Here is a 25370-nt window from a genome sequence, read left to right as displayed (position 1 = left end):
ATGAAAATAGGCGAATCAATTGTAATCAATTTAGCACAACGTTACGCATCTGCATTTGGGATAATGGCGGTAAATAATGCCATCAATAAAGCGGTTGTTACCAGAGAGCCAAATAAGTATAATGTCGAGATGTACGATGATATAGATACAGTTTTTGAAGAAACCGAATTTATATATGAAGTTTTTAGAAATAATCAAACTCAAGTCATTAATAAGATTTTAAAATTTGGAAGTATGTTACTAAGCGATGGTGACGGCACAATTTACGCACCTCCTTTGATGATTGACTTCAGTAGGGAGAAGAATTTAATTGAAACAAGCGTCAGCGGTGGCGATGGTGTTGTAATTGAAAGATTCGGAGCAAGACCATGGAACATTGACATAAAAGGTATTTTAATAGATGTAGAAAATAGAAATTACCCAACTGAAAAAATCAAAGAATTAATTGATGTATTTGAGCATAATGATATTATAACAGTCGTAGGACAACAATTTTACGAAAAGAATATTGATAGCATCTATATAAAAAGTATTTCTATCAATCCAATTGAAGGATTTACAGACACTGTACATTTCTCATTAACAGCATCAAGTATAAGTTCTGTCTCATGGACACTTTTAAAGCCAAATGAGTAGTTTAAAATAGTGTTAGGCTTTTTATTCAGATTACGGAAAACCGTATTTTTTTTAAGTTTCTTATTTGTAACGTTGCTCTAATATAACGTATAAAATGGAAACAATTAAAATTACAGGTAAAAACGGAACTTTAAAAGAATTAATTCATGATATTACATTTAGTAAGATTATCACTAAATTTAATATGAGAGTGAGAGTGTTTCTAAGTGGTGTAACAATCATAACCATTGAAGAAAAATTAAAAAACAAACCAACTGAATTTGATATGAAAGAATTAGATAATATATTAAGAGTTCATAAAAAAAAGCTTAAATTTGAATAATTAAAAACGTCTCACGATTCCTACAGTAATACCCGATTTGAAAGTCGGGTATTTTGTTTAAATTGCTTATATTTGTAATTGTGAAGAACAAAGTGCTCGTGGTCTGTATGGCTATGAGCCTTTTATTTTTTTGAGAGCATCTGCAATTTGTGTTTGTGGTGCAATTCTAAAGTCGGGTATTTTGTTTAAATGGTCTTTAAATAGCTTCTAAAATTAGTCTGTTTTTCCAGCGTGAAACTGGCGGGCATAGTATTTATTTTTTAAACTTTTGGATTTGCCGATTATGAACCAGAATTTATAAAATTTGTTGAATCAGAAGATTTTACAAAAATGCTTTTAAAGGTAGCTGAAGATGACGTTATCAGTTTCCGTAATAATAATGAATGGCTTAATAACCATCCAAATGAAAGTTTCTTTTTCAAGGAGATTGACGACATCTGGAAAAAAGAGTTAGTCCCTACGTATGAAAATGATTTTGTCAACTTACTGTATGGACCGTTACCTGATGAAAATGAGGTGTTGGCTACCATAAAATTATTAAAGAAAAGAATGGAGAAGATAGAATGGAATATAAAAACTAAAGATTAATTACCATTTAGGATTTAATTTTCAATCATAAATGTATTGTACTCTATTTAATTGGTCAGTTGGTCTGTAAGCCCTTCCAGATTGTGTAGTTCTTCCAGTTTCTGAGAAGAGATGAAGTGCCCTTTTTGATCTTGAACATATAACATAAAGCAATTTTTTAGCTGCATTTTCTGTGTTTTCATTCCAATTAGGTAGTTTACCATGTAAGAGTCCAAATGCAATTACGGTATCAAACTCTTCACCTTTAATACCATGACAGGTATTTACAACAACCCCCTCTTCATTCTTAAACATCTTTTTAAAACTTTCAATATCTTTTGCTAATGCAAATTCTTCATTTTCTAATCTTTTATTAGCTCCATCAAAAAATGATTCCCATTGACTGTGGAGCTGCTCATTTTGATTTACCTCTACATTCAAGTAATTGAATAATTTAATAAAACATTCCCTTAAATACTTTAAACCTTCATTTTCATCAGAACTAATAGAATTTATAATTTTTAATAATTTTTTACTTCGAAATTCAACATTTTCAAGTACCAAGAGTCCGTAGCTATCTAATTCATTTAAAAGTTCCTTGCTCCATTTTTTTCTGGTTAAGAAAGCTTTGGGTGATGGTTCAACTAAAAATAGTCTAGCCACTTTAAACCAAATATTCTCCCTGTTTTTCAATAAAGGAGAAAGCCCAACAGCATCAAACTTAACATCTGGAAGTAAAGATTTTAGCTTTCTTCCCATAGGAATAACTAAAAACCAAGTAGGAGCTAAAACACAAATATCTTTTTCAGGAATTCCTTCTGAAATTTTGTTCTTAATAATTTCAGCTATTTGTTTAGCAATAGCATCTTTATGTGTTACTTTATCATAAGTTATAATTGCAGAATGACCTGCATTAAATCCCAAAGCTTCAATGTTTATATCAGTCGTTTGAAAATTTGTATTGAAATCTATAATTTGTTGATTAGATCTATAATTCCCAGATAGTTCCATACCTGACAGCATTATATCAAATTCTTTTTCGATAGCCAATTTCTCTTTTGCTACACCTCCCAACGAACTATAAATTGCTTGATCCGAATCACCTACAAGAAATATTTTGCAATTACCAGATTTCTGTTTCAGTATTTGTGCAATTATGGAATATTGAAGTTGTTGTGTGTCTTGATATTCATCAACACATATTAGATGAAATAAATTTTTAAGGGTTCTGGCTATCTTAGGATTTTCTAAAAGGAGTTTGTATGAATAATATAAGATTTGATCAAAATCAATTAGTTTTTCGTCTGCAAGAATCTCATGATATTCATCGATTAAATCACGATACTTAACTTCTTCCTTTTCTAGATTAGGTAAATATCTAGTAGATATAGAATCAAAAAATGATAACCCATATTGGCTTTTAAGGTCTCCTAATATTCTCTCAGAATTGTATTCGTCTGATATTGTAAATCCATTCTTCAATTCACTTAAGTAACAATAGTATGGTCTAATTATCCATTCTAAACAGAATGAGTGAATAGTTCCTGCCCAAAGATTAGAGTCATCCGCATTAAATTCTCTAATCCTTCTTATAATTTCATCTGCAGCCCTATTAGTAAATGTTACTGCAATAATTACTTTTTTTAAACTTGTGTTTCTTTCAAGCTCGTAAGCAATTTTGTGTGTCAAAGTTCTAGTTTTGCCACTTCCTGGACAAGCAGTCAAAAGTACATTACCTTCATTTTTCACTGCTTCTATTTGCTGATTATTTAACCCCTTAAGCATTTTTTAAATCTATTAATTGGGATAGCGTATCGCTCGGAAAATTTGATATGTAATAATCTAAGGCTTCGTTATAATCTTCAAAAGAATTAAAATCCTGAGAAAGTTTTTCATAATCATTTGTATCATTATTAAATGGCTTATTTACTAATTTTAGTAGTCGATATTTTGCGATATAGTATAAAACATTTTTGTTCAATGTCGGACAAGCATAGACCAAGGCTTGCAATATATATGTAGGAATTTCGGTCAAATGATCAATATTCTCACTTACCATAATTGCAAACCAACCTTTACCAAATTTATTTGCAAGCCTTAGTATTTCTTTCCCTGAAATTGCTACATCACTATTTTCCAATTGTTCACTAATAGCTACAATATCTTTTTGCCTTTTGTATACTTTTTCGATTGTTTTTTTAATTTCAAAAATATTATTAGCTCGAAGGAACTCTATTTCAAAAGTATAGTTGGCATAAAAAGCTTCAACAAAATCATTATTTTCGCAAAATTCATCTAATAATAATTTTCGTGCCTCTCCTGCAATTTGAGAATTACGGCAATCCCTTTCGTAATTATTATCATCATGATGGTCCTCTGGTAGTGGAACAAAGGAAATATCATTATCTGTTAAAATACTGCATTTCCTACGAACTCTATCTTTATCAAATAATTGTGCAATATTAGTGAAACCTGTACTTCCGATATTTATTATGGAAACTCCTAATTCGTCAAGACTTACTCCGAAGACCTTTTTTATCATTTCAGGAATTAAAATATGCTCTGCATCACCTTCAACCAAAATAACACCCTTCGCAAATAATAGATTTGTTCTGTTAGCATCAAGATACCTCTCCAGTTTCATAATTTCGCCCCTTTCGAGATTATTTGATGGGCTATATACTTCAGCTTTCTTATTTCCACGTGCTAAAATATTCATGGAACCGATTGCTGACACTGAAGAAATATGTGTTGAGTGAGTTGTTATAAATACTTGAGTACTTTCTTTGTTCAGCTTATTGAACAAAGTTTTTTGAATATGATTGTGTATATGAGCTTCTGGTTCTTCAATCAATATGAAATTTGCTATTTTATCATCTTTCTTTATTTTTTCAAATTCCAATAGTTTTAAAGTGAGATAAATGAGATTTGCTCCTCCTAAGCTTAGTTCCCAAAGTCTCCCTTCGTAACCTTCTTCATCAGGATCACCTACCCATAACTTCAATGATTGCAGTAACCTTTCCATATTTGACGGTAGTTCAGATTTAATACTAATGTTAGGGGCATATGTTTCACCAACAGCTTCTTTCATTGTTTTTGCTATGCCTTGTGAAACACTTTTAACTTCTTGCAAGCTAGAAATCGAATCATTTAATTCATCAACCTTTTCCTCTATATCACTTTTTTTATCAACTGGAATATTTTTCTCCCTATCTCTTAATAAATTTAGTAAAGGATTATCTTTGTATGATTTTAAGTCTGATTCAACGTCTCTAAGTGCTTTTGCAAATGTGCAAGCGAATTCGTTCGGAATTGATATTCCGTACATTTTTATACCGTAGCTATCTGTTTGTTCTTCGTCTGGATCTGGAAATAAAATATCATCAAAATCTCCCACATAATTAGAATAGTTTAAGTCTTCTGAAAAATCAATATTTCCTCGTCCTGTAAATACTGTTTCATATTCATTTAAAGAAATAGAATGTAATAATAGTTGTAAATCTTCTTGTGTCTTATTCTCATCTTCAGAAAGCTTATATAAATTACGTCTTATATCAATCTTTGGACGAAAAAATAAGTTGTATGTCCCTCTGGTACTATCGTAATCATTAGCCTCACCAATTTTATGTATTGCTATTGATTGAGCTTCCTCGCCCGAATCTAAATCTTGAAATTCTAATTGAATTATGATCCAATGTCCTGCCCAATCCCCTAAGGAACGATTAAAATCATTTTCATAAAACCTTATTGAACGTGGCATGCTATCATCAATTAAGATTCGTATAGCTTGAAAAAGATTTGATTTTCCAGATCCATTCTCTCCAATAATTGTGTTAACACCTTTTTCAAATTTTAGAGAGACATTTCTAAAATTTCTAAAATTTCTTATAGATAGTTTTGAGATATACATAGTTTAATTGGTTTTCAGGTTATAACAAAAATAAATAAATTGTATGAGTCTACTATATATTTATAAACAATAAAAATCCCTTTTAATCAATTTAAATCGTTCAAAAAAATTTCGCAACCTTTTTTCAAATACATATGCCTTGCCGCACCAGGAATATTTTAGAAATAGGGTTTTTCCAAATCCCGCAAAAATGCGTTTCCGACCGCAGAGAGGAATTGCATTTTTGCCCCAAAATCTTCCCTATATCCACCACAAAAACCTGCAAAGCCTAAGACTCTACAGGTTAATATACACTATCAAAATCACTAAAAACAAGCCTTTTAGCACATTTCAGCAGGCAACAAAATTCTTATTCATCAACAAGGCTTCTTAAACGAAAAATCAATACTACCAGATTTCTTATCAAAACGAATATAGCCCTGATACTTCTTGCCATTTCTGCTAATTATACCTCTGATGTACGCACCCTCCCCAGCTTTCAGTTTCTCGAGCTGCCACCTGCGAAGCGTAACACCTCTGAAAGTTGGAGGAACACAAAATTCAAAACCATTGCCTTCCAACTTCCGGTTAAAGAAAAATTCAAATCCCTGCCGCTCGGCATTAAACTGCAATGTTGCATTAAAAAGATGGTTTCGTTTCGATACAAGATTTTCAACAAAGAGAGCTTTACCCGAAGCAAGAATTTCCCGCTGTTCCTTATTGAATGCTACCCCGCAAACCAATTCTGGAATCCTCACAAATTCCATCCGTAACGAAAATAACTCATTGGTCAATTTATCCAGGCTCACAAGCGACGGAACAACTTCACCCGTGACAGGATTCACAAGTTCTACCTCTCTCCCCATATTTCCGGTAGTTAGAAGGTTCATCCTATCCTCTTTAGAAAAGCGATGCCCGAGGAACTTCTTCCTGAAATCCACTTTATTCTGAACCTTATGGACATGCAGCACCACTTCCCCATTATCATCCATCCTAAATTGCAACCTGGCATCAATAATAGCATTTCCATCCCTAACCGAAATCAACATCGGTGTCTTATAGCCTTTCAGCAATAAGTCCAATATATCCAGTTCCTGTAATCCGGCTTTGTCCAGTCCCAGCTCTGCCATTTCAGTCCAATTGATGTCCTCAATACTGAAACGGTAATTGCTGGCATCATCCGCCGAAGCATTTCCAGAAACTAAATCCTTCCCAATCGTGTTATCAATCTCATTTGTTTTTCGAAGAGATTCGATTGTGTCTATTGAAACCTCAAAATCCTTTAATTCTAGTTTTTCAGAAGGCGTGGAAACATCCCAGTAAGCCTGAAGAACTTTAGCCGATTCGACGGCTTCAAATTCCCTGACCTTGAAAAACGAATAGTGTTCAGGATTTTTCAGCTGGTTATAGAATTCAGAAAAGCAATCCATAAATTCTTCCGGTGAAGATCCGATGCGCATCACCGTACAAGGTGCACTTTCATCAGGTTTCACATCAATAAGATTTCCTGAAGGGTCAACAGACTGGACTATACCAAAATTACCGCTGTTTTGTCGAAGAACCAGTAAGGTGCTATTTTCTGATACCGATGGATTAAAAGCGTGGTTTATCATAATAATGGAATTTTAAATATATAAAGGTGAATAGAGTTAAGATTTGACAGGCTAAAAACTGAAAGCCTAATTTTTTTATGGTTGAAACTTTAGAACAAACTTTGAAAATTGGAATTCTAACTGCCAGTTTCCTTGGAAGATTCAACCATTCACTAATGGCTAACAAAAAAGTGAAGAAGCAAGAATTTGAAGAAGGAAACATTTTCAAATGCTTTGATAATTCCAGCTCAAACGAATGAACATAAAATATGATTGGGTCTTATCACTGTATATTATCCATCCCAAAACTGCTTTACAAAATCGTACTAAGTTCAGGGATTATTCATCCTAAAGTTTGTTACTTAAATCAGCCCTTCATCGGCAAATGACAAGTAAGAATCAGAAGTCAGAATCACGTGATCCAACAGGGAAATATTGAGAATCTTAGCCGCTTCTTTAATCTGGGACGTCATTTTAATATCACAGGCGGAAGGTTTCAAATTTCCGGAAGGATGATTATGCGCAACAATCATCGCAGTCGCATTGCAAAGCAGCCCTGCCTGCATTACAATCCGCACATCCACCAGTGTAGAAGAAATTCCGCATTCCGAAATTTTCTTGATGCCCAATACCTTATTCGCCTGATTAAGATACAGCGCAAAGAACGATTCCCTGTAATCCATTTCATCCGCATCAAAATGTTCCCTGAAAACTTCCCCCGCATCCCTTGATGACGATATCGATCTTTCACAATTTCCCTTTCTTGAATAGCTCAGTTTAATTTCGTTGACAATATTGAATTTCATCTGATTTGCTCCGTGTGCGGCGGAGACCTGTTTTTCCCGCACCTGCTGTTAAAAAACCTGTACATTGCAGCTTGAAGGAAATCTTGACCTTTCTTTTTTACCTTATCATATCATTCATTTTACGAATGGGTATTTTATATTTTACAGATGGCAGCATCCATTTTACAAATAGAATATTATGATATAACTTGTATAATATATCTGATGATGAATACTCTATCCTAATTTCAGATATACGGATTGATACCAAGGGTAATCATAAGGATCAAAATTTCAATGAACTGCTTTTGCATCTTGTGAGGTTTCTGACTTTTCTATGCTGATACACCATTCAGGCAGGCACAAGGAAAACTGGAATCAATTCCAAAAAACAATAAGTAACAATTGATGAAAGCCAGAAATCTTTTTGCGGAGGCTTCGGGATCTCCGATCACGGATACCCAAAAAGATTTTTTTCCGCAGGGACAACGGAATACATTTGCTATAGAAAATGAGACAGCCTCACAGGCATAGCGGGTATTTGGAATGACATCCCCTTAATTCCATGTAATCCTATAAGAAAGAATGTGTGTCAGGAAGTTTATCAACTTTATATCTGCGATAATATGATTTTTCGGAGCCCGATACAATTATTAAAAAAAAAAGATAATCGGAGGTACTGATCTTTAAAATTAAAGTAAAACAGAGTACTATTTTATTAGTATACCATGATAAATCATGTAATAAAAGGTAACTTGTAATTGTCTAATTATTATGAGAATCTACTTTTTACTTCTATTTGTTTCAGCACAGTTTTTTGCTCAGCAAATTAAAACCAATGTTGATGAGATCATTCAAAGGGAAATGAAGGAACGGAAAATACCGGGATTGCAGATCGCCGTTGTAAAAAATGGAAAAATTGTTTTAAGCCAATCCTATGGAATGGCCAATCTACAAAATAATATACCTGTTACGAATACAACTGTTTTCCCAATCAACTCCAATACAAAGGTTTTTACAGGTGTTGCCGTGATGCAATTGGTTGAGCAGAACAAAATCAAATTGAATGATCCGATCAGTAAGTATTTGAATGATTTACCTAATGAATGGCAGAAGATCACCGTTGACCAGCTGTTGACCCATATTTCAGGATTGCCTGACATTCTGCAACTCCTTGATCCAATGACAGGAAATATCGGACCGTTGAAGACAGAATCAGCCATTTGGGAAAAACTTAAAACACTCCCTTTGGAATTTAAAACAGGGGAACAGTTCAGCTATAATCAAACCAATTATTATCTGCTAGGTAAAATTATTGAAAAGTTAACCAAAGAACCTTTTGCCAAAAATTTCGAGGAAAATCAACTTAAAATTGTTCATCTTAAAAATACGGTATTCGGAGATTCAAGGGACATTATTCAAAATTACGCGCCATCCTACCGTTACAACAGTTACTATGACGGAAAACAAGGTGAAGCAAAACTGACTAATACCTATACAGAATTTCCAGATTTCGTTCGGACCGGATCTGGTCTCAACAGCACTGCTGAGGATATGGCCAATTGGCTCATCGCCTTACAAGCTGGTCGTTTATTGAAGAACCAGGCCACTTTAGATATGATGTGGACACCTGGTCATTTCAATAACGGAACAGCTACCAATTGGGCAAGAGGCTGGGGAATTACAAAGCCACGAAAAAAACACAGCGCAGTAGGAATGTCAGGAGGAAACAGATCTGTCATAATGGTATATCCCGATGATAATCTAGCCATCATCGTGCTAACCAATCTCGCTGGATGTAGCCCGGAAGATTTTGTTGAAGAAATTGCAGGATGCTATAATCAGGATATAGTCAAGGCCGACCCGCTGACTTATTTGAGAAAAAATCTGCGGGAGAAAGGATTTAGTAATGCTATTGACTTTGTAGAAAAAGAACAAAAAACAAATCCTTCATTTAATCCCAACGAGTCCGAGCTAAACGACTGGGCATACCGAATGATGGCCAACAAAAAAGAAAAAGAAGCCTTAGAAATTTTCAAACTAAATGTCTATCTATTCCCAAATAGCTGGAATGTGTATGACAGCTACGGAGAGATCTTATTAAAGATAGGAGATAAAAACAAGGCCATTGAGATGTACAAAAAATCCATAGAACTAAATCCGGAAAATGAAAACGGGAAAAAGATTTTGGAAAAATTATCTTCTTTATCAAATTGATATTGTAATTTATAATTACATCAAGCTCTTTTTATAGCTTTACAGAATGGATCCGATCTATAACGAATACTATGTCACTGGGATACTCACAAATTTCGTTAAAAAGTTATGGATTTTAGATAACCTAAGCAGCCGCTCTCCCATATTACAAAAAGGAGTTCCTCCTAATGGATGTTTCACAATGGCTATAGTACAGGGAAATGGATTGCATATAAGGCATAAAGACCAGGCCAGACATTTACCTGAAGGAATCTACTTTTGCGGTCAGATCACTAAGACTTTATCTCTTGATATTCTTTCCTCAACAAAGGCAGCAATGATCCAGCTTTTTCCCTGGACTCCTGCCTGTTTCGGTGTCTCAGACGCACACTTATTTACAGACAAGATTTGCTCTGCAAGTGAGTTGACCTATTTTAAAGAATTGAATTTAGATATTATGATCGGTTTAAACAATGAAATGGTCTGCAATCATCTTGTAAAAATTTTCTCTCCTTCGTTTACTACGAATGCTAAGGTTCAAATAATTACTAAAAGCACGCAATTAATTTTGGGAAAAAGAAGCGACATCACCGTTGCTTCACTGGCAAAATCAATGAAATGTTCTGAGCGCCATCTGCAAAAGCTATTTAAAAATTTTATAGGCATTAGCCCAAAACTTTTTATCAATATAATACAATTACGGGAAGCTCTTGATGATGTCGTCTATCCAAATGACAAACTTACTACAGTGATCCAAGTTGCCTTATCCAATGGCTATTATGACCAGCCTCACTTCAACAATACTTTTGCCTCTTTTATAGGAACAACACCTAAAAATTTTAAAGAAAAAGAGTTTTATCTTACAATAAAAAAATAACAGCGTGTTCGCATTTTTACAAGGTCAGCTTCACACATTGTAGTAAATTCGTCACATTACAATTGATAAAATATGAATCTACCGATCTCAAATCATAATTCATTTATATTATTCCACAGAGAAAGAGGCTATTCTGAAAAAATTGGAGGGCTCAAGATAACAGTTTTTCTTTTCGTTTTAATGTCTTCGGTATTTAGCATTAAAGCGCAGAACCCTGAATCTAATAAAGTAAAGGCATCCTTTGGAGATTGGGGCGTACAAACTCAGTTCATCAGTAAGACGGTACAACCCGGCAATGATTTTTATACCTATGTTAATGAAGGTTGGCTGAGATCAGCAAAAATCCCAGCCGGATCTTCGGGATTTAACAGTTATACAGAAGCTAAAGATAAAATCAATCTGCGAATCAACGAGATGATCCGTGATGGAGCTAAAACAGGTCATTCTACAAACCGGTCTATAGAACAGATCAGTTCGGTGTATTTAGGATATCTGGATACGGACCATATGGACGAAGCTGGCATTAAGCCCATTGAGGAAGATCTTAAAAAAATCCTCGCAATTAAAAGTCATGAAGAGGTTGCGAAATGGATGGCAAGCCCAAAATCTTTCTCGATCATCGCTATCCATACCGGACCTGATGTTAAGGACAGAAGCCAATTTTTAGTGTCATTGAATGAAAGTGGTATCGGATTACCTTCTCCTGATTATTACACAAAGAATGACGAAGACAAAATACAGCTCCGAGAAGATTACAAACAATACATTATTCATACCTTCCAATTAGCCCATGTCAATAACGCTGAACGATTGGCTGATGATATCCTTAAGATTGAAACTGAATTGGCCACCTCACAGTGGTCACCAGCTCAGATGCGGGACAGCAAAATCAACTCACATTTGATAAGCCCTTTAGATCTCGAATCGTATGCTCCCGGTTTCCCCTGGAACGCTTTCCTTAGAGAAAGACAGGTTGATAACGTAAACCGGGTGATCCTACAGGCAGATACTGCGATCAAGGCAAAAGCGAAGTTATTTGCCGAAACACCAACAGAGGTCTGGTCGGCCTATCTTGCATTTCATTGGATCGTCAACCACTCCACCCTGTTATCAAAAGACTTCCGTCAGAATTATTTCGACTTTTATGGAACACGCTTGAGTGGTATAAAAAGCGATGCTCCGAGAGAGCAGAAATCAATTCAATATGTCAACAATCGACTTGGACAACTTGTCGGAAAACTATATGTCGAAGAATATTTTCCAGAATCCCATCTCAGAAGTATCAAAGATCTTGTTGGATACATTCACCGGGCATTTCTCGAAAGGCTTGAAAAACTGGAGTGGCTTGATGAAAAAAGCAGACAGCAAGCTATTGACAAGCTAAATGCAGTAACAGTCAGAATAGGATATCCGGATGTCTGGCGTGACTATTCATCTTTTATGTTTGATCCAAAAAACCCGGTTTCCAATGAACAGCTCATCGCAAAAGCAAATTGGGATTATGAAAGATCACTTCTTGATAAAAAATTCACCAGTAAGGAATGGTATCAAATGCCGCAGACTGTTGATGCGACGAGCAGCAAATTATATAATTCAATAGAGTTTCCAGCAGGCATTTTACAACCTATCTTCTTTGATCCCTATGCAGATGCAGCGGTTAATTTCGGTGCAATAGGTGCGATCATCGGTCACGAGCTGGGGCATTGTTTCGACGATCAGGGATCACAGTTCGACGGCAATGGTGTGATGAGAGATTGGTGGAGTCCCCAAACCAGAAAACAATTCGAAAACCGCGCCCATCGCCTTATTGAACAATACAGCAGCTTTTCGCCACTAGAGGGAATTCATCTGAATGGAAAGCAAACGCTTGGAGAAAACATCGGTGATCTAACAGGAGTGGTCGTTGCTCACGAAGCCTACAGGCTTTATCTGAAAGATAAACCTGCCGAAAACAAAAACCTCGATGGTTTTACACCCGATCAAAGATACTTTCTGTCTTTTGCACAAGTCAACAGAAGTCTTTATACACCCGAAGCATATCGAGTTAGTGCAGAAAAGGATTATCACGCCCCAGCTCAATACCGTGTCAATGGTGTTGTCAGGAACATTGATGAGTGGTATAGAGCTTTTAATATCAAGAGAGATAATAAACTTTATCTTAAAGCGCAAGACAGAGTGAGGATCTGGTAGCAAAAATAATATACTTAAATTTACCTGATAGCATTTTTATCTAAAATATAACACAAGTAAAACTAATTGATCATAGGGGTTTTAAAAGTTTATATTTTTGAGATGATGGGTTGAAATACCTTGTTTCCAAACACAATAGGTTTCTGGTTTTCTTATCCGGACATTCCATTTTTACAATTTTTCAACCAGTACAATCAATTTCTTTGTGTAAAATTTACTCCAGACAAAACTTTATCAAATATTGTGTTTTATCGTTGCCTTAATAAAGTTTTTAGCTGATAATGGATCTTATAAATAATGATGGATTAATCTCCATATTCTTACGTTAAAAATCATTTAATGACGAATTACACATTATCAACTTCATTGATAAGATTACCCAAACTTGTTCGGTAATAATCTAATCATTTTAGTATTATTTCACAACCAATTTCTGGTGCAGAGTTCTCAGTCATAGTTTAAAAATTTCAAGTAAAAATGACAAAAAAAATAAAAATCACTATCTGTTCCTTTATATTACTTTCATACAATGGTCTATTTGCTCAAAAAATAGCTGATTCTTTGACAGGCATCTGGAAAAGCAGAGGTTACGGAAAAATTATAGACATTCAAGACACTTTAATTAATAGCTACGAGGTAACAGCCATCTCATGTACATTGAGCTCTCAATTAAAAAGATCTGATATTTCCAAGTTGGGAACTGTAAAGCGAGTAAGTCAAGATATACTTACGATCACTGAAGGCATTAAAGTCTACACGCTGGACAAAATAGAAGAACTGCCAAAGAGCGTGGAGTACAGCATAACAAAATCCGAAGATCCCAATTTTAATTTTAATGTTTTCTGGAATATGATGAATGAAAATTATCCTTTTTTTAAAGAGCGGAAAATGAATTGGGCCAGTACAAAGGAAAAATATCAAAAACAAAACATCAGAAACAAAGGTGAACTAAGTCGTATTATAAAGCGTATTATACGAGAGTTGAATGATGGGCATACCAGCCTTATAATACCAAAAAAAAATGGCGAATTCCCCCATTACAGAGCTAACAATAAAACGGCCATACTTGAAGATAAAATTTTACAATATTATGTCAAGAATCCTGTCAGATTTGGTACAAGCATCAAAGGAAGTGGACTTTTAAATTACGGAATTACCGGCAATAACGTCGGCTATATACAGATCAATAATATGATGTTCTTCTCTTACAAGTATAAAAATCCTCGCTCTTTGACAGGATATGATTATTTATTCGATTATTTGAAGATGTCCGAAGGTAACCCCAAACATTTTGAAGATGAAAAAAGAGGAATTAACGTATTAATGGGTAAAATCATAGAAGAATTACAAGGGACAAAAGCAATCATTTTGGATCTGCGCTTTAATCTAGGTGGATATGATATGGTTTCATTAGAGATCCTAAGGCATTTTATTGCAGAAGAAACTAAATTATTTTCTAAAAAAGCTAAATTGATAGATGGCTATACTGAACAACAGTTCTTCTCTGTTGCACCAGCAAAAAGGACATATAACAAACCTGTTTTCCTGCTCATAAGTCACCAAACAGCCAGCGCGCCAGAAATACTAGCTCTCAGCTCTATGTCAGTAAAAACATGACAAGGATAGGTTCCAGTACTGAAGGTATATTTTCTGATATTCTGGAAAAAAAGTTACCTAACGGTTGGATATTAAACCTTTCCAATGAAGTGTATCAGGATATAAATGGAATTTGTTATGAAAGCGTAGGAATCTCTCCAAATGTAAAAATTGATTATTCACATAATGAAAATGTTTTTATCAGAAAATTGAAAGAAAAAACAGATGGTGGAGATGAGGCTATTGAGATGGTTTTTAAATTATTGAACAATAAATAATATTTGTTATCAATTGTATCGATGGAAATGAGATATGTCACCAAATTAAATATTAAATTGATAATTTTGTAGACGATCTACAACTATTGTTCAACAAAATTATTCAGACATTCATCTTATAAATTATAATAACTGATGACTTCAGTAGTCTGGTACATCCAAGTTTAAATTTACTGTAATTTAAATAATTAATGCAATTTCATCGATGGAAGTTAAATTTTATAAACCAAAAAATAATATATTAAAAAAATATATTGAAGGTTATTATTTTTTTGTGGAAGATAAAGATTCAAAAATTTTTAGCTATCTCACCTTTCCTAACAATTACTGCATACTTTCTTTCTACAGAAATGCTTTAGGAGAATTTTCCGAAAACAGGTACGTTATCAGGGCATCAGAGCAAGAAAATATCTGGTCAAGCCTTGTAACAAAATATTCGCAACCTATTGAGATTATATATGAAAATCTCGTTCATGAGGTTACCATCTACTTCAAACCAGCAGCAATCAATCATTTCATTGATAGTTCATTACTTTTTAAAGATTATGCTATCCCAGAATTTGCTCCTTTTACTGATTATAAAGAAAAAATATCAGAAGTATTGAACGAGATAGACAGAGATAGACAGATTGAACTGTTAGAGGATCATCTACTATCACATTTTAAAAAAAAAGATTTAGGAATCACAGAACAGATTATTGAAGATATTGAAAATGATTTAAGACAAGAAGAAATTGCTAAAAAATATGATTTTACAAGACAACGTATCAATATCATTTTTTCAAAGAATGTTGGAAAATCACCTTCGGAATACAGGAAGATTCATCGGTTTAGAAATGCATTAGCAAACCAAAAAAAGAGCACAAACCTTTCAACCCTTTCTTATCAAAGTTTATTTTTCGACCAATCCCATTTTATTAAAGATTTCAAAAAATTAACTGGTTCTAAGCCCAAAGACTTCTTTAAAAAAGTAGATACGGAACAAGAAAACATCTGGTTTTTTATCTAAAGATTCCGTTTTTACAATTTGTATAATATCTGCGATTAATTCAGGAGCTATAAAAGTTGATATCTCACTGATAATAGTACAATGACATATTGAAAAAAGATTTCCTACAATAATATCTTGGTTTACTGCAACGGTTCAGAAAGAAGGTGTGTAATGAACTATTTTTTTTATATTTATAAAATATTGGTCTAAGATAGTACACCATTCATCAGAACAGATGCTGCATTAACCATTCATTTTATAGTTAAAAAATTTAAAAAATATTAAACAGAGAAGCCACTGCAAATTGCAGTGGCTTCTCTGTTTAATAATGGATTGAAATCAGTTCTTTATAAATTTGATAGTTTGTACACCCCTATCTGTGAAAATGTTGATAAGATATGCACCTTGAATTAATGAATGTAAATTGATTGTTCTCTCCCCAACCATCATCTTTTCAGATACTTTTTTGCCATCAATAGACATTATAATAACCTTGGTAATTTTCTCATTGCCACTTAAATTCAAAATATCTTTCACAGGATTCGGGTAGATCATAATTTTGGATTCACCACTAATAGTGCCAGTTCCCAAAGTCTCATTAAACGCTTTGACAGGTAAAGATGATTTAGATTCGCAAATACCAATTGTTTGAGTATCATAATAGGTCGTATCATTTGTAATTACAGTGTTGGCAGATAACTGGTTTACATGATTTGTAGCATCGTTCGACGTCGCGTACCATTTGATGTTTTGCCCATTAACTGTCAATACTGCTAATGTATCACCATTATTGAATGTTTGTGTACTTGCGCCTGTTGGAGCGGAGACAGGAGCCGCTTGCGTAATCGTAAATGTTCTCGATAACGTGCATCCGTTAGCATCGGTCACAGCCACAGTATAAGTTCCGGCCGATAAGCCATTCGCCGTTGCAGCTGTACCGCCTGATGGAAACCAAGAATATGTATAAGGAGTCGTTCCTCCCAAAACGTTAATAGTTGCTATCCCGGTAGATCCGCCATTACATGCAATATTTTTCTGTGATGCAGTGGCACTGAGAGCAGTCGGTTGTGTTATTGTTTCAGTAACAGTTGCAGTACATCCGTTGGCATCAGTGATGATTACAGTATAAGTTCCTGCAGCTAATCCTGTTCTATCTTCTGTTGTAATACCACCGCCCCAATTGAAAGTGTAAGGCGCTGTTCCGCCGGCAGGTGTCATGTTGATGGCTCCATTAGCATCCCCGTTGCAGGCAACATTAGTTACCACTGTTGTTCCGGATACTACTGAGTCAGGTTGAGCAATAGTGATAGACCTAGATATTTGTGTTGATTCACTATCCGTTATAGTGCAAACATAGGTTCCCTGAGTTAATCCAGTGGCTTTAGATGTAGTTCCGCCAAAAGGAGACCACGAGTAGTTATATGGAGCAGAGCCGCCTGTTATGTTAACTTCAGCAGTACCATTTGAACTGCCAAAACAGGATATATCAGTTTTACTGATCGTCCCTGACAAAGCCGCATTGGTTGTGAAAGTCAAATCAGATCCATAACTGGTTCCTGTCGAATTAGTGGCAAATGCTCTGAAATGTATTACACTTCCTGGTGGCAAAGATGAAACAGTTGAGCTAAAAATACCGTTTCCGTTTCCATTGCTTACTTTATTATCAGAAGTTTTAGGATCTACAGTAGTTGCCCAGACAATTCCTCTATCATTCACAGTTGCTCCACCATCGGCACTGACATTTCCACCCAATACTGCTTTTGTCGCACCTATACTGGCAGCTGCAGATGTACTGACTCTTGGTGCTGTAGAGTTACCCGCAATAGTAAATTTAAAATATTTTGTATCACCTGAACCAAAACCTAAACTGAAGTCGTATGCTACACCCCCAGGTAAAACTGTATTAATCCATTTGGCAGTATTGGCAATATCCGCTAAAATTGCCGCTTTCGTACCAGTTGCAGAACTGGGATTATATTTCACATCAGAATAGCGTGAATCAGTCATAGGGGTAAGAAAACCGACAGAATAAGTTGTACCCAAGTCATATGGTAATTCACAATAAATTGGAAGTTGTGTGGAGGGTTCAACACCGCTGGGATTTACAAACCATCCATTTGAAATGTTAGTACTATTATTCCTCAAATTATTGAAGGCGTAAATAAACGAAGGACTGCTCTCATTTCCTTGATAGATGATTAATTGGTCACCAGTCCCGGCAGGCCAGGGGTTGGCAGAAAGGTTGGTGTTGGTCCATGAGTCCGGAAGTATTGAAAAATCTCCCGCAGGAAGTGCAACGCCATCTCCTTTTGTGGGTTACTACATCATTAGTTATCTTTTCTAAAGCATTTTGATCATAGTTATCCTTACAATAAAGTACAAAACGCCGTAGGTCATATATTCATTAAAAAGATTTAACCGATGAGTTCTTTATTTTCCTCCGTTGGGCACCTATATAATTGTGATCAATTTCAGTAAGCATAACCCTTGTGCTTAATAATTCATTTTCAAGCGGGGAAAGTTTCGGGTACTTGTCAACAGGCGGCAGATTCATGTAGATCAGAGAGAAGTGAATAAATAGAAATTACAAATAGTAAGATTGAGAATATTTTTTTACTCATGGTTATGTTTAAGTTGTTTATATTTTAGAATGTTATCTGTGATAAGGGAAAATATTTGAAATGTTACCACATCATTTTTTTGCTTTATCTCGCTTTTGATTGGCAAAGCAGCTTTTATTAAAATTTAAAGATTTACATTTAGCAAATATCTATACTGTATGCAAATGTGTCAATTTTTCACAATATTGTGACATATTAAGTAAAGGTTAATAGTCTATTTTGACAATAACTTAAAGTGAATAATTCACCTTAGTTCAATACCACTCTGAATACAGATAGAACATCTCCTCCATTAATTTGGATTGGAACACGCATTATATAGCAATTCTTATAGCTCAGTACTGTGCTGCTTCATTTTGCAACAACGATCAAGCGGGTCTTTACAAAATTCTTGTTGACTTCTTCCAGGGCTCCAATAAATCGATGAATACAATCAGAAATAACATTAACTATTTGCTATCATTAAAGATGAAAGCCGTCGCAATGCGACGGCCTTCACTTTTACAAATAATAATTTAACTTAAATTATTTCTTAATAAACTTTGTGGTTTGTACACCCTTTTCAGTGACTATACTAATAATATAATTTCCTTGAATCAAATTGCGAACATTCACAGTTTTGTCATTATTAATTACCTTCTCCATTACTTTTTTACCCTCTAGCGTGAAAATAGTGACATTACTGATCTTTTCATTACCGGCAAATCTCAGTATATCATTTACCGGATTAGGATATATCATCATTTTAGCAAACTTGCCCTCATTTATAACACCTAATGTAATATCAGTAGCTTTAACTGCGAGTGATGTTTTTGATTCGCAACCTCCTATTGTTTGTGTCGCATAATAGGTAGTACCTGTCACCAGTAAAGTACTCGTAGGCAATGCGTTAGTATGATTAGTTGCATCTGTTGCAGATGCATACCATTTGATATTCTGCCCGTTAACTACTAAAGCATTTAGATTATCCCCAGAATTAAAAGTCTGTTCCGTAGCGCCCGTAGGTGCAGAAATAGGAGCCGATTGCGTAATCGTGAATGTCCTTGATAATGTACATGTATTAGCATCAGTAACAGTCACTGTATATGTTCCGGCAGATAAACCCGATGCTGTTGCAGCAGTACCTCCTGAAGGAGACCATGAGTAGGTGTATGGTCCGGTTCCTCCTGAAACGTTAATGGTTGCTATTCCTGAAGATCCACCGTTACATGCGATATTTGTTTGGGAAGTAGTAGCAGTAAGAGCTGTAGGCTGTGTTACCGTTGCATTTACAGTGGCTGTACATCCGTTAGCATCAGTGATAACTACTGTGTAAGTCCCGGCTGTAAGACCTGTTCTGTCTTCCGTCGTAACGCCGCCACCCCAGTTGAATGTGTAAGGTGCTGTTCCGCCTGCTGGTGTCAAGTTGATCGCGCCATTGGAAGCACCGTTACAAGCAACATTCGTCACTACTGTGGTTCCGCTTACTGCACTGGCAGGTTGGGTTACCGTAGCATTTACAGTGGCTGTACATCCGTTAGCATCAGTGATAACTACTGTGTAAGTCCCGGCTGTAAGACCTGTTCTGTCTTCCGTCGTAACACCCCCACCCCAGTTGAATGTGTAAGGTGCTGTTCCACCTGCTGGTGTCAAGTTGATCGCGCCATTGGAAGCACCGTTACAAGCAACATTCGTTACTACTGTGGTTCCGCTTACTGCACTGGCAGGTTGGGTTACCGTAGCATTTACAGTGGCTGTACATCCGTTAGCATCAGTGATAACTACTGTGTAAGTCCCGGCTGCAAGACCTGTTCTGTCTTCCGTCGTAACACCCCCACCCCAGTTGAATGTGTAAGGTGCTGTTCCACCTGCTGGTGTCAAGTTGATCGCGCCATTGGAAGCACCGTTACAAGCAACATTCGTTACTACTGTGGTTCCGCTTACTGCACTGGCAGGTTGGGTGATGGTAAAACTTTGTGTTTTTGTCGCGTTAGTTGCATCTGTTACAGTAACTGTATAAGTTCCAGCTGCAAGACCTGTAGCAGTTGCTGTAGTCTGAACTGGTGAAGTATTCCAGCTATAGGTATACGGAGTTGTTCCACCTGAGGCGGTTACTGTTGCTGTTCCATTAGAACCTCCGTTACAAGATACATTGGTTTGGCTAGGAGCCAATGATAGTGAACCTAAAACAATTCCCGAATCTTTTACCCACGTAAAGGCATCTAGTGCCAGATATTGAAAATTTCCTCCGGCAGTGATTTGAATCTGATCGATGACAATATTACTGTAATTCTGACCGTTAAGATTGGTCAAATCGATTAAAGTGTAACCATTGGCAGTTCCAGTCGTTGTAGTAAAGCCTGTTGTTTTGGTCTGAGCAAACTTAGTCACTCCCGAAAGTTTGCCGGTAATAGTTAGTGTACCGGCAACGCCAAGAGTTGTGTTTGCGGCTCCAGCATAGACCCAGAACCTGTTTACCTTAAAAAGATTGGAAGTTGTTTTAATGCTGAACGATGTGCCGGCAGACTGATTGCCAGCTCCTGAATTATCAATATACCTGTTATCGGCTGAAGTACCGTTCCACCCGGTACCAGGATAGGCAGCCTGAATGTCATAGGTGTTTACATTCGATATAATGTTAAATATAACACCATTGTCTGTGAAGCTTGTGCTTCCATTGGATTCCGTCTCAAACTGTTCAGTACTAGTTTGTGCAGAGACAGCATTGGTCATTGCTACTAAAAGCAACACCAACATCAAATAGAACTTTCTCATTGAATAATAGTTTTTATGATTAATAATGTTTAAAATTAACATTATTTTTAATATTTTAGACAAAATAATCACTTATTATTAAAAATCACGAAATTAATTTATTTTATCAATAAGCTTTATACAAAATCGAAATTTTATTAATAATATTCATTTTTTTTTAAGAATCATTATATTAGAAAAAAGTTAAAACTTCGTTTCGAAAAGCATCGTTTATTTATTAAGAAGCAAATGTTAACAACAAAATTTTTACAAATTGTATGAGCCATCTCAAATTATAACATAGATAAATTGTGCCTTGTTAATTAAAATGGTTTACATAAAGGCTTACACTAGCAAACTGTTTCTTCAGTATATGGGTATTTTGTATTAGACCGACTTACTTGATTGCATTTTGTAAAAAGCTCGCCCCTCAACAATGATGTTGTATTTTTTTATAATAAGTTATGCTAGTACTTTCCTGTAAAGATTTCTTAAAGATTCTTACATCTGGAAATAAAAATTGAGGACACGGAAATGCAATATTGGAATTTAATGGCATCCGTATTTTGTGATAATGCTAGCTTACCATGTTAAAATAAGAAAGAAATTAAGGTCTATCTCTGACATGGTCTAAAAACGCTTATGATTTAAAAAAAAGAACAATCAAAATATTTAATATACAAACTTTAAAACCTGACAGTCAGAAAAATAACACCTATAAAGATTGATATTTCGACACCTGAATCAAAATCACAGTAAATTTTGTACGTTTGTCATTTTTATGAGTTTTCATGGATATTAATTTTTAGTAAAAAATTTTGTCGGGGACTTGCTTATGATCCATTTTTGAACCGTTCATTTTTGCTAAAGGATGTGCTAGATCATTAGAAATTCAATTTAAAATCCACATTGTAATAAAATAATCTCGTTGGTTCGTGCCTCCAGTAAAACTCTACCAAGATGCAAAGCGCCCAATATAAGACGACGAAAAGGATTGGATTGTCATAGGCTTGCTTCAGTAGTCCAAAAATTCTTCTCTTACTATAAATATGCTTTGGTCTTCGTCCACTCGATTATCTTGATTGTCTAATAAATTGTTATCTTTACGTTGTAAACTTTATTAAGTTTGGGGTAATATATCAACTGTATAACTAGTACAATGTTCAAATAAACCTTTTGTTAGTAATGAATGAAGATAGAACATCAAAGAAACTACTTCAACTGTTGGAAAATGATCTCGCAGTAAGGGCAAGATTAGTGAACGAAAATAATTTAACAGGCGTTTACCATCCCGAGATGGAAGAGGTTCATAAGGACAATGCAGACGAACTCAGGCAAATTATAAAGGAAATTGGTTTCCCTGGTATATCCAAAGTGGGAAAAGAGGCCAGTGAAGCAGCATGTCTTATCATTCAGCATTCCATAGCGGAACCGGCATTCATGAAGGCCTGCTATCAACTGATGTTAGAAAATGAATCGGATATCAACAAGAAGTATCTGGCATATCTCCATGATTGTATCCTTTATTTTGAAGGAATGCCACAGAGGTATGGAACACAGCTTAATTCTGATGGGACAATATATCCGGTCATTGACGTAGAGCAGCTAAACGACCTGCGGTTACAATATGGTCTGACGCCGGTATCTCAGGAAGACATGGGACATATTTTACCAACAGAAGATATCGAATGGCTTGAAGCTCAGAATTCTGGTTACACTCAATGGAGAAATAAAGTGGGTTGGAAATCACGACCTTAAGTTTTACGACAATTGTCATTGGTTTTAAGAAACTTTTCGGGATTAGACTATATCAATGCACATCTTTATAGCTCATATTCTGCATGACATTAGCCTAAAAAATCTTGTTAGCATCGTCTTTAACATAGTTTCTAAAATCAGTTTAGATTCAATTAAATCTATTTATCTTAGGAAATATAATTATATCCTATTTCTTTTGAAGAAGTTATTAATGGCAAATCCCCAAGTGTTTAGAAGTCAAGCTTTCTAATTGTTCAATACTGAATGGTTTCGAAATATAATCATCAGCTAAAGCCTGCCTAGCAAGATTTTCAATATCTTTATTGGTTGTCATATAAATCACGGGGATGGTTTTGAATTGTAAATGTGACTTTAACAGCCTTGTGGCTTGGATGCCTCCAATAGTTGGTATCCAATTATCCATAAAAATAATATCGGGACGAATCTCCTCAACCTTCTGAATGACGTTTTGTGTGGAAGAACAAACCTCAACAGAATAATATTGCTCTTCGAAAAGAAACTGAGCAAAATCGAGCAAAGCTAAGTCATCGTCAAATATTAAGATTGTTTTCTTTGTCATAACGTTGGTCAATTGATGGGACTGGGGTGATAAAAAAGTTTAATTATCAACTATAGAGAATTGGGTTTGAGAGTATAGAATGTTCTATCCGTAAAAAATATAAAACCCTACATAATACCAAGAGGATGTCTAATATCATGATGTCAAAACAATTTGTAATTGGTGGTAAAGATAAATATTAAAATCGGCTATTGCCTAAAAAACAAGACTAATAAAAAAAGAAAAGGACATTCTACTCCATGACATTGAACTCAAACATTAAGATACATTAATATGATAACAATTAAATTACGCTTCATTATAACTTAATTTCCAAAAACTTATCTTTCTTCTCAGTAAAAATCCCAATTTCTCATAAAGCCTGATGGCATTAGCATTATTTTCAGCGACATGCAGTTATGGAATTTTCGACTCATTGAATATTTGCTCACAGGCATGAGCGATCAACTGCTTTGCATATCCTCTGCCTGCATGGTTGGGATGAGTCACGATCGCACTTAATTCAGTGTATCCGTCCATCTTCATTCTTTCGCCAGTCGCTGCAACCAACTGATTATGTATATAAATACCATAATAACTTCCTAAAGAAGCAGTTTTCTCTTTGAAATATCCCGGCTGTACAAAGTTAACAAGCTTAAACAACTGCTCTCTTTGCTCCTCAGTATGAAGTTCAATTATATTTTCGGTAATTTCAGTGTCAATCCTTTGATCAAGTATTATCTGATCGCACGCAATTCACCTTCTAATCTTACATTTTGATTGATTGGAGGTCGATTCCCGATTACAAAAAAACGATCTGCAAGTGATGCGTATGTTGCAATTCCCAACTCAGCATTTTCAATGGTCAAAGCACCAGCGAAAGAGCAATAATCAGGATTGTAAAACTATATTACTTCATAGTCGATTCCGAAATCTTTATGGGTTTCATTTAAAGAGTGCCATGCTGGATTGTCCAGTTTAAAAATTCGCATATAAAAAATAGTTCTTGATCTTTAGAGCATAATATACTAGGGGTACTATACCTCTATCTGATAAATCCTGGATTGTTCTTCCCACGGATGGTAACCTTGTCCGATATATTTGAAGCCATATGTTTTATACAGACCAATGTGACTCGTACAGAGATTCAGATATTTGAATCCGCCTTTTTTGGTAATGATTTCAGCCTGATTAATCAACAGCTCGCCATAGGAATTCCCTCTATGCTCCTTATCGATAAAAAGGACGCAGACCATGGATATAGATTCATTCTGCTTATAAAATCATCCGTGATCAGCCCAGCGCATGCGATGAACTCACCTTCCCTTTCAAGAAGATACCATTGGGGTAAAGATTGTTCGCCCCCAATGCTGTTTGAAATAAAATCTTCATAGATTACAAGGGAAATTTCAGACCAGTTTTTTTGGAAATAGTGGATGGCCTTGTCTTCATATTCAGGATTTTGTCTTACAGATATTATCTTCATTTTCTCTCGATCGCTCTCATTAATGCTATAATCGTAAATATACAAAATTTTTAATTTTTGAGAGATTACTTAATCCACTCGACACGTTTATGATAAATCATGAATCCCTTTTCCCTAGGATCGCAAGAATTACTTTTATAAAGACAGATCATATCTTTATAGAGGTTATAATATTTAATTTGACATCTTTTGTCCATACTCATAAAGATTGATTATTTTTCAATACTTTTGCTTAACGCTTTAGGGGTATTCTGAAAAGAATTGAGAGAGTCCCTTTGAACCTGATACGGCTTA

The 25370-nt window shown here is 35.2% G+C and carries 20 protein-coding genes and 1 pseudogene; 12 read left to right on the top strand and 9 right to left on the bottom strand.

The features are described 5' to 3' along the window. From BUA97_RS16445 to BUA97_RS16435, 3 genes are all read left to right on the top strand, one after another. On the top strand, positions 1-636 hold the full coding sequence (locus BUA97_RS16445; RefSeq protein ID WP_073000422.1) for a DUF6046 domain-containing protein: 636 nt from the start codon (positions 1-3) through the stop codon (positions 634-636). A gap of 94 nt (positions 637-730) precedes the next feature. Next, complete coding sequence (locus tag BUA97_RS16440) at positions 731-958, top strand: hypothetical protein (protein WP_073000420.1); 228 nt, start codon at positions 731-733, stop codon at positions 956-958. A 330-nt stretch (positions 959-1288) separates the two neighbouring features. Further along, positions 1289-1546: a hypothetical protein gene (locus BUA97_RS16435; protein ID WP_073000418.1), complete on the top strand. Its 258-nt coding sequence runs from the start codon at positions 1289-1291 to the stop codon at positions 1544-1546. A 21-nt stretch (positions 1547-1567) separates the two neighbouring features. Here BUA97_RS16435 and BUA97_RS16430 read toward each other — a convergent pair whose 3' ends face one another. The 4 genes from BUA97_RS16430 to BUA97_RS16415 form a co-directional block, all read right to left on the bottom strand. Beyond that, positions 1568-3310, bottom strand: a complete 1743-nt coding sequence (locus BUA97_RS16430) for a UvrD-helicase domain-containing protein (RefSeq protein ID WP_073000415.1) — start codon at positions 3308-3310, stop codon at positions 1568-1570. Continuing rightward, complete coding sequence (locus tag BUA97_RS16425; RefSeq protein WP_073000413.1) at positions 3303-5435, bottom strand: ATP-dependent nuclease; 2133 nt, start codon at positions 5433-5435, stop codon at positions 3303-3305. The genes BUA97_RS16430 and BUA97_RS16425 overlap by 8 nt, the downstream gene beginning before the upstream one ends. Positions 5436-5791: 356 nt before the next feature. Further along, complete coding sequence (locus BUA97_RS16420) at positions 5792-7027, bottom strand: DUF3945 domain-containing protein (protein WP_073000411.1); 1236 nt, start codon at positions 7025-7027, stop codon at positions 5792-5794. A 341-nt stretch (positions 7028-7368) separates the two neighbouring features. Then, positions 7369-7812, bottom strand: coding sequence for a JAB domain-containing protein (locus BUA97_RS16415; RefSeq protein ID WP_073000519.1), 444 nt, complete (start codon positions 7810-7812; stop codon positions 7369-7371). Between the two features lie 387 nt (positions 7813-8199). Between BUA97_RS16415 and BUA97_RS17415 the strand changes: the two genes are divergently transcribed. The 7 genes from BUA97_RS17415 to BUA97_RS16385 all read left to right on the top strand — a co-directional run bounded on the left by BUA97_RS17415 (position 8200) and on the right by BUA97_RS16385 (position 15937). Beyond that, entirely contained in the window at positions 8200-8325 is a 126-nt protein-coding gene (locus BUA97_RS17415) for a hypothetical protein (RefSeq protein ID WP_262494355.1), read from the top strand. Between the two features lie 240 nt (positions 8326-8565). After that, a complete protein-coding gene (locus BUA97_RS16410) occupies positions 8566-10008 on the top strand; it encodes a serine hydrolase domain-containing protein (RefSeq protein ID WP_073000408.1) in 1443 nt (480 codons plus the stop codon). 46 nt (positions 10009-10054) lie between these two features. Beyond that, entirely contained in the window at positions 10055-10864 is an 810-nt protein-coding gene (locus BUA97_RS16405; protein WP_073000406.1) for a helix-turn-helix transcriptional regulator, read from the top strand. A 72-nt stretch (positions 10865-10936) separates the two neighbouring features. Continuing rightward, positions 10937-13054: a M13 family metallopeptidase gene (locus BUA97_RS16400; RefSeq protein ID WP_073000403.1), complete on the top strand. Its 2118-nt coding sequence runs from the start codon at positions 10937-10939 to the stop codon at positions 13052-13054. 477 nt (positions 13055-13531) lie between these two features. Then, entirely contained in the window at positions 13532-14671 is a 1140-nt protein-coding gene (locus BUA97_RS16395; protein ID WP_073000400.1) for a S41 family peptidase, read from the top strand. Continuing rightward, positions 14668-14928: a S41 family peptidase gene (locus tag BUA97_RS16390; protein ID WP_073000398.1), complete on the top strand. Its 261-nt coding sequence runs from the start codon at positions 14668-14670 to the stop codon at positions 14926-14928. Before BUA97_RS16395 ends, BUA97_RS16390 begins: the two co-directional genes overlap by 4 nt. A gap of 205 nt (positions 14929-15133) precedes the next feature. Then, a complete protein-coding gene (locus BUA97_RS16385) occupies positions 15134-15937 on the top strand; it encodes a helix-turn-helix domain-containing protein (RefSeq protein ID WP_073000396.1) in 804 nt (267 codons plus the stop codon). A 321-nt stretch (positions 15938-16258) separates the two neighbouring features. Here BUA97_RS16385 and BUA97_RS16380 read toward each other — a convergent pair whose 3' ends face one another. After that, positions 16259-18064, bottom strand: a complete 1806-nt coding sequence (locus tag BUA97_RS16380) for a T9SS type A sorting domain-containing protein (protein WP_139258378.1) — start codon at positions 18062-18064, stop codon at positions 16259-16261. A 49-nt stretch (positions 18065-18113) separates the two neighbouring features. Between BUA97_RS16380 and BUA97_RS17210 the strand changes: the two genes are divergently transcribed. Continuing rightward, positions 18114-18263: a hypothetical protein gene (locus BUA97_RS17210; RefSeq protein WP_175546224.1), complete on the top strand. Its 150-nt coding sequence runs from the start codon at positions 18114-18116 to the stop codon at positions 18261-18263. An 802-nt stretch (positions 18264-19065) separates the two neighbouring features. On the opposite strand, the gene BUA97_RS16375 is transcribed toward BUA97_RS17210, so the two are convergent. Next, complete coding sequence (locus tag BUA97_RS16375) at positions 19066-21294, bottom strand: T9SS type A sorting domain-containing protein (protein ID WP_139258376.1); 2229 nt, start codon at positions 21292-21294, stop codon at positions 19066-19068. 1164 nt (positions 21295-22458) lie between these two features. Here BUA97_RS16375 and BUA97_RS16370 point away from each other — a divergent pair. After that, a complete protein-coding gene (locus tag BUA97_RS16370; protein WP_073000390.1) occupies positions 22459-23031 on the top strand; it encodes a DUF6624 domain-containing protein in 573 nt (190 codons plus the stop codon). A gap of 208 nt (positions 23032-23239) precedes the next feature. Here the strand turns inward: BUA97_RS16370 and BUA97_RS16365 are convergent, their stop codons facing one another. From BUA97_RS16365 to BUA97_RS17360, 3 genes and pseudogenes are all read right to left on the bottom strand, one after another. After that, positions 23240-23611, bottom strand: a complete 372-nt coding sequence (locus tag BUA97_RS16365) for a response regulator (protein ID WP_073000387.1) — start codon at positions 23609-23611, stop codon at positions 23240-23242. Positions 23612-23899: 288 nt separating this feature from the next. Beyond that, positions 23900-24253 (bottom strand): annotated as a pseudogene (locus BUA97_RS17365) (GNAT family N-acetyltransferase). Between the two features lie 374 nt (positions 24254-24627). Further along, complete coding sequence (locus tag BUA97_RS17360) at positions 24628-24846, bottom strand: GNAT family N-acetyltransferase (protein ID WP_245795963.1); 219 nt, start codon at positions 24844-24846, stop codon at positions 24628-24630. Between the last annotated feature and the right edge of the window lie 524 nt (positions 24847-25370).

This window comes from Epilithonimonas mollis, from assembly GCF_900142325.1.
GTDB classification, from domain to species: Bacteria; Bacteroidota; Bacteroidia; order Flavobacteriales; family Weeksellaceae; genus Epilithonimonas; species Epilithonimonas mollis.
Note: the sequence above shows the minus strand (reverse complement) of the source record. Positions and strands in the feature narration are given on the sequence as shown.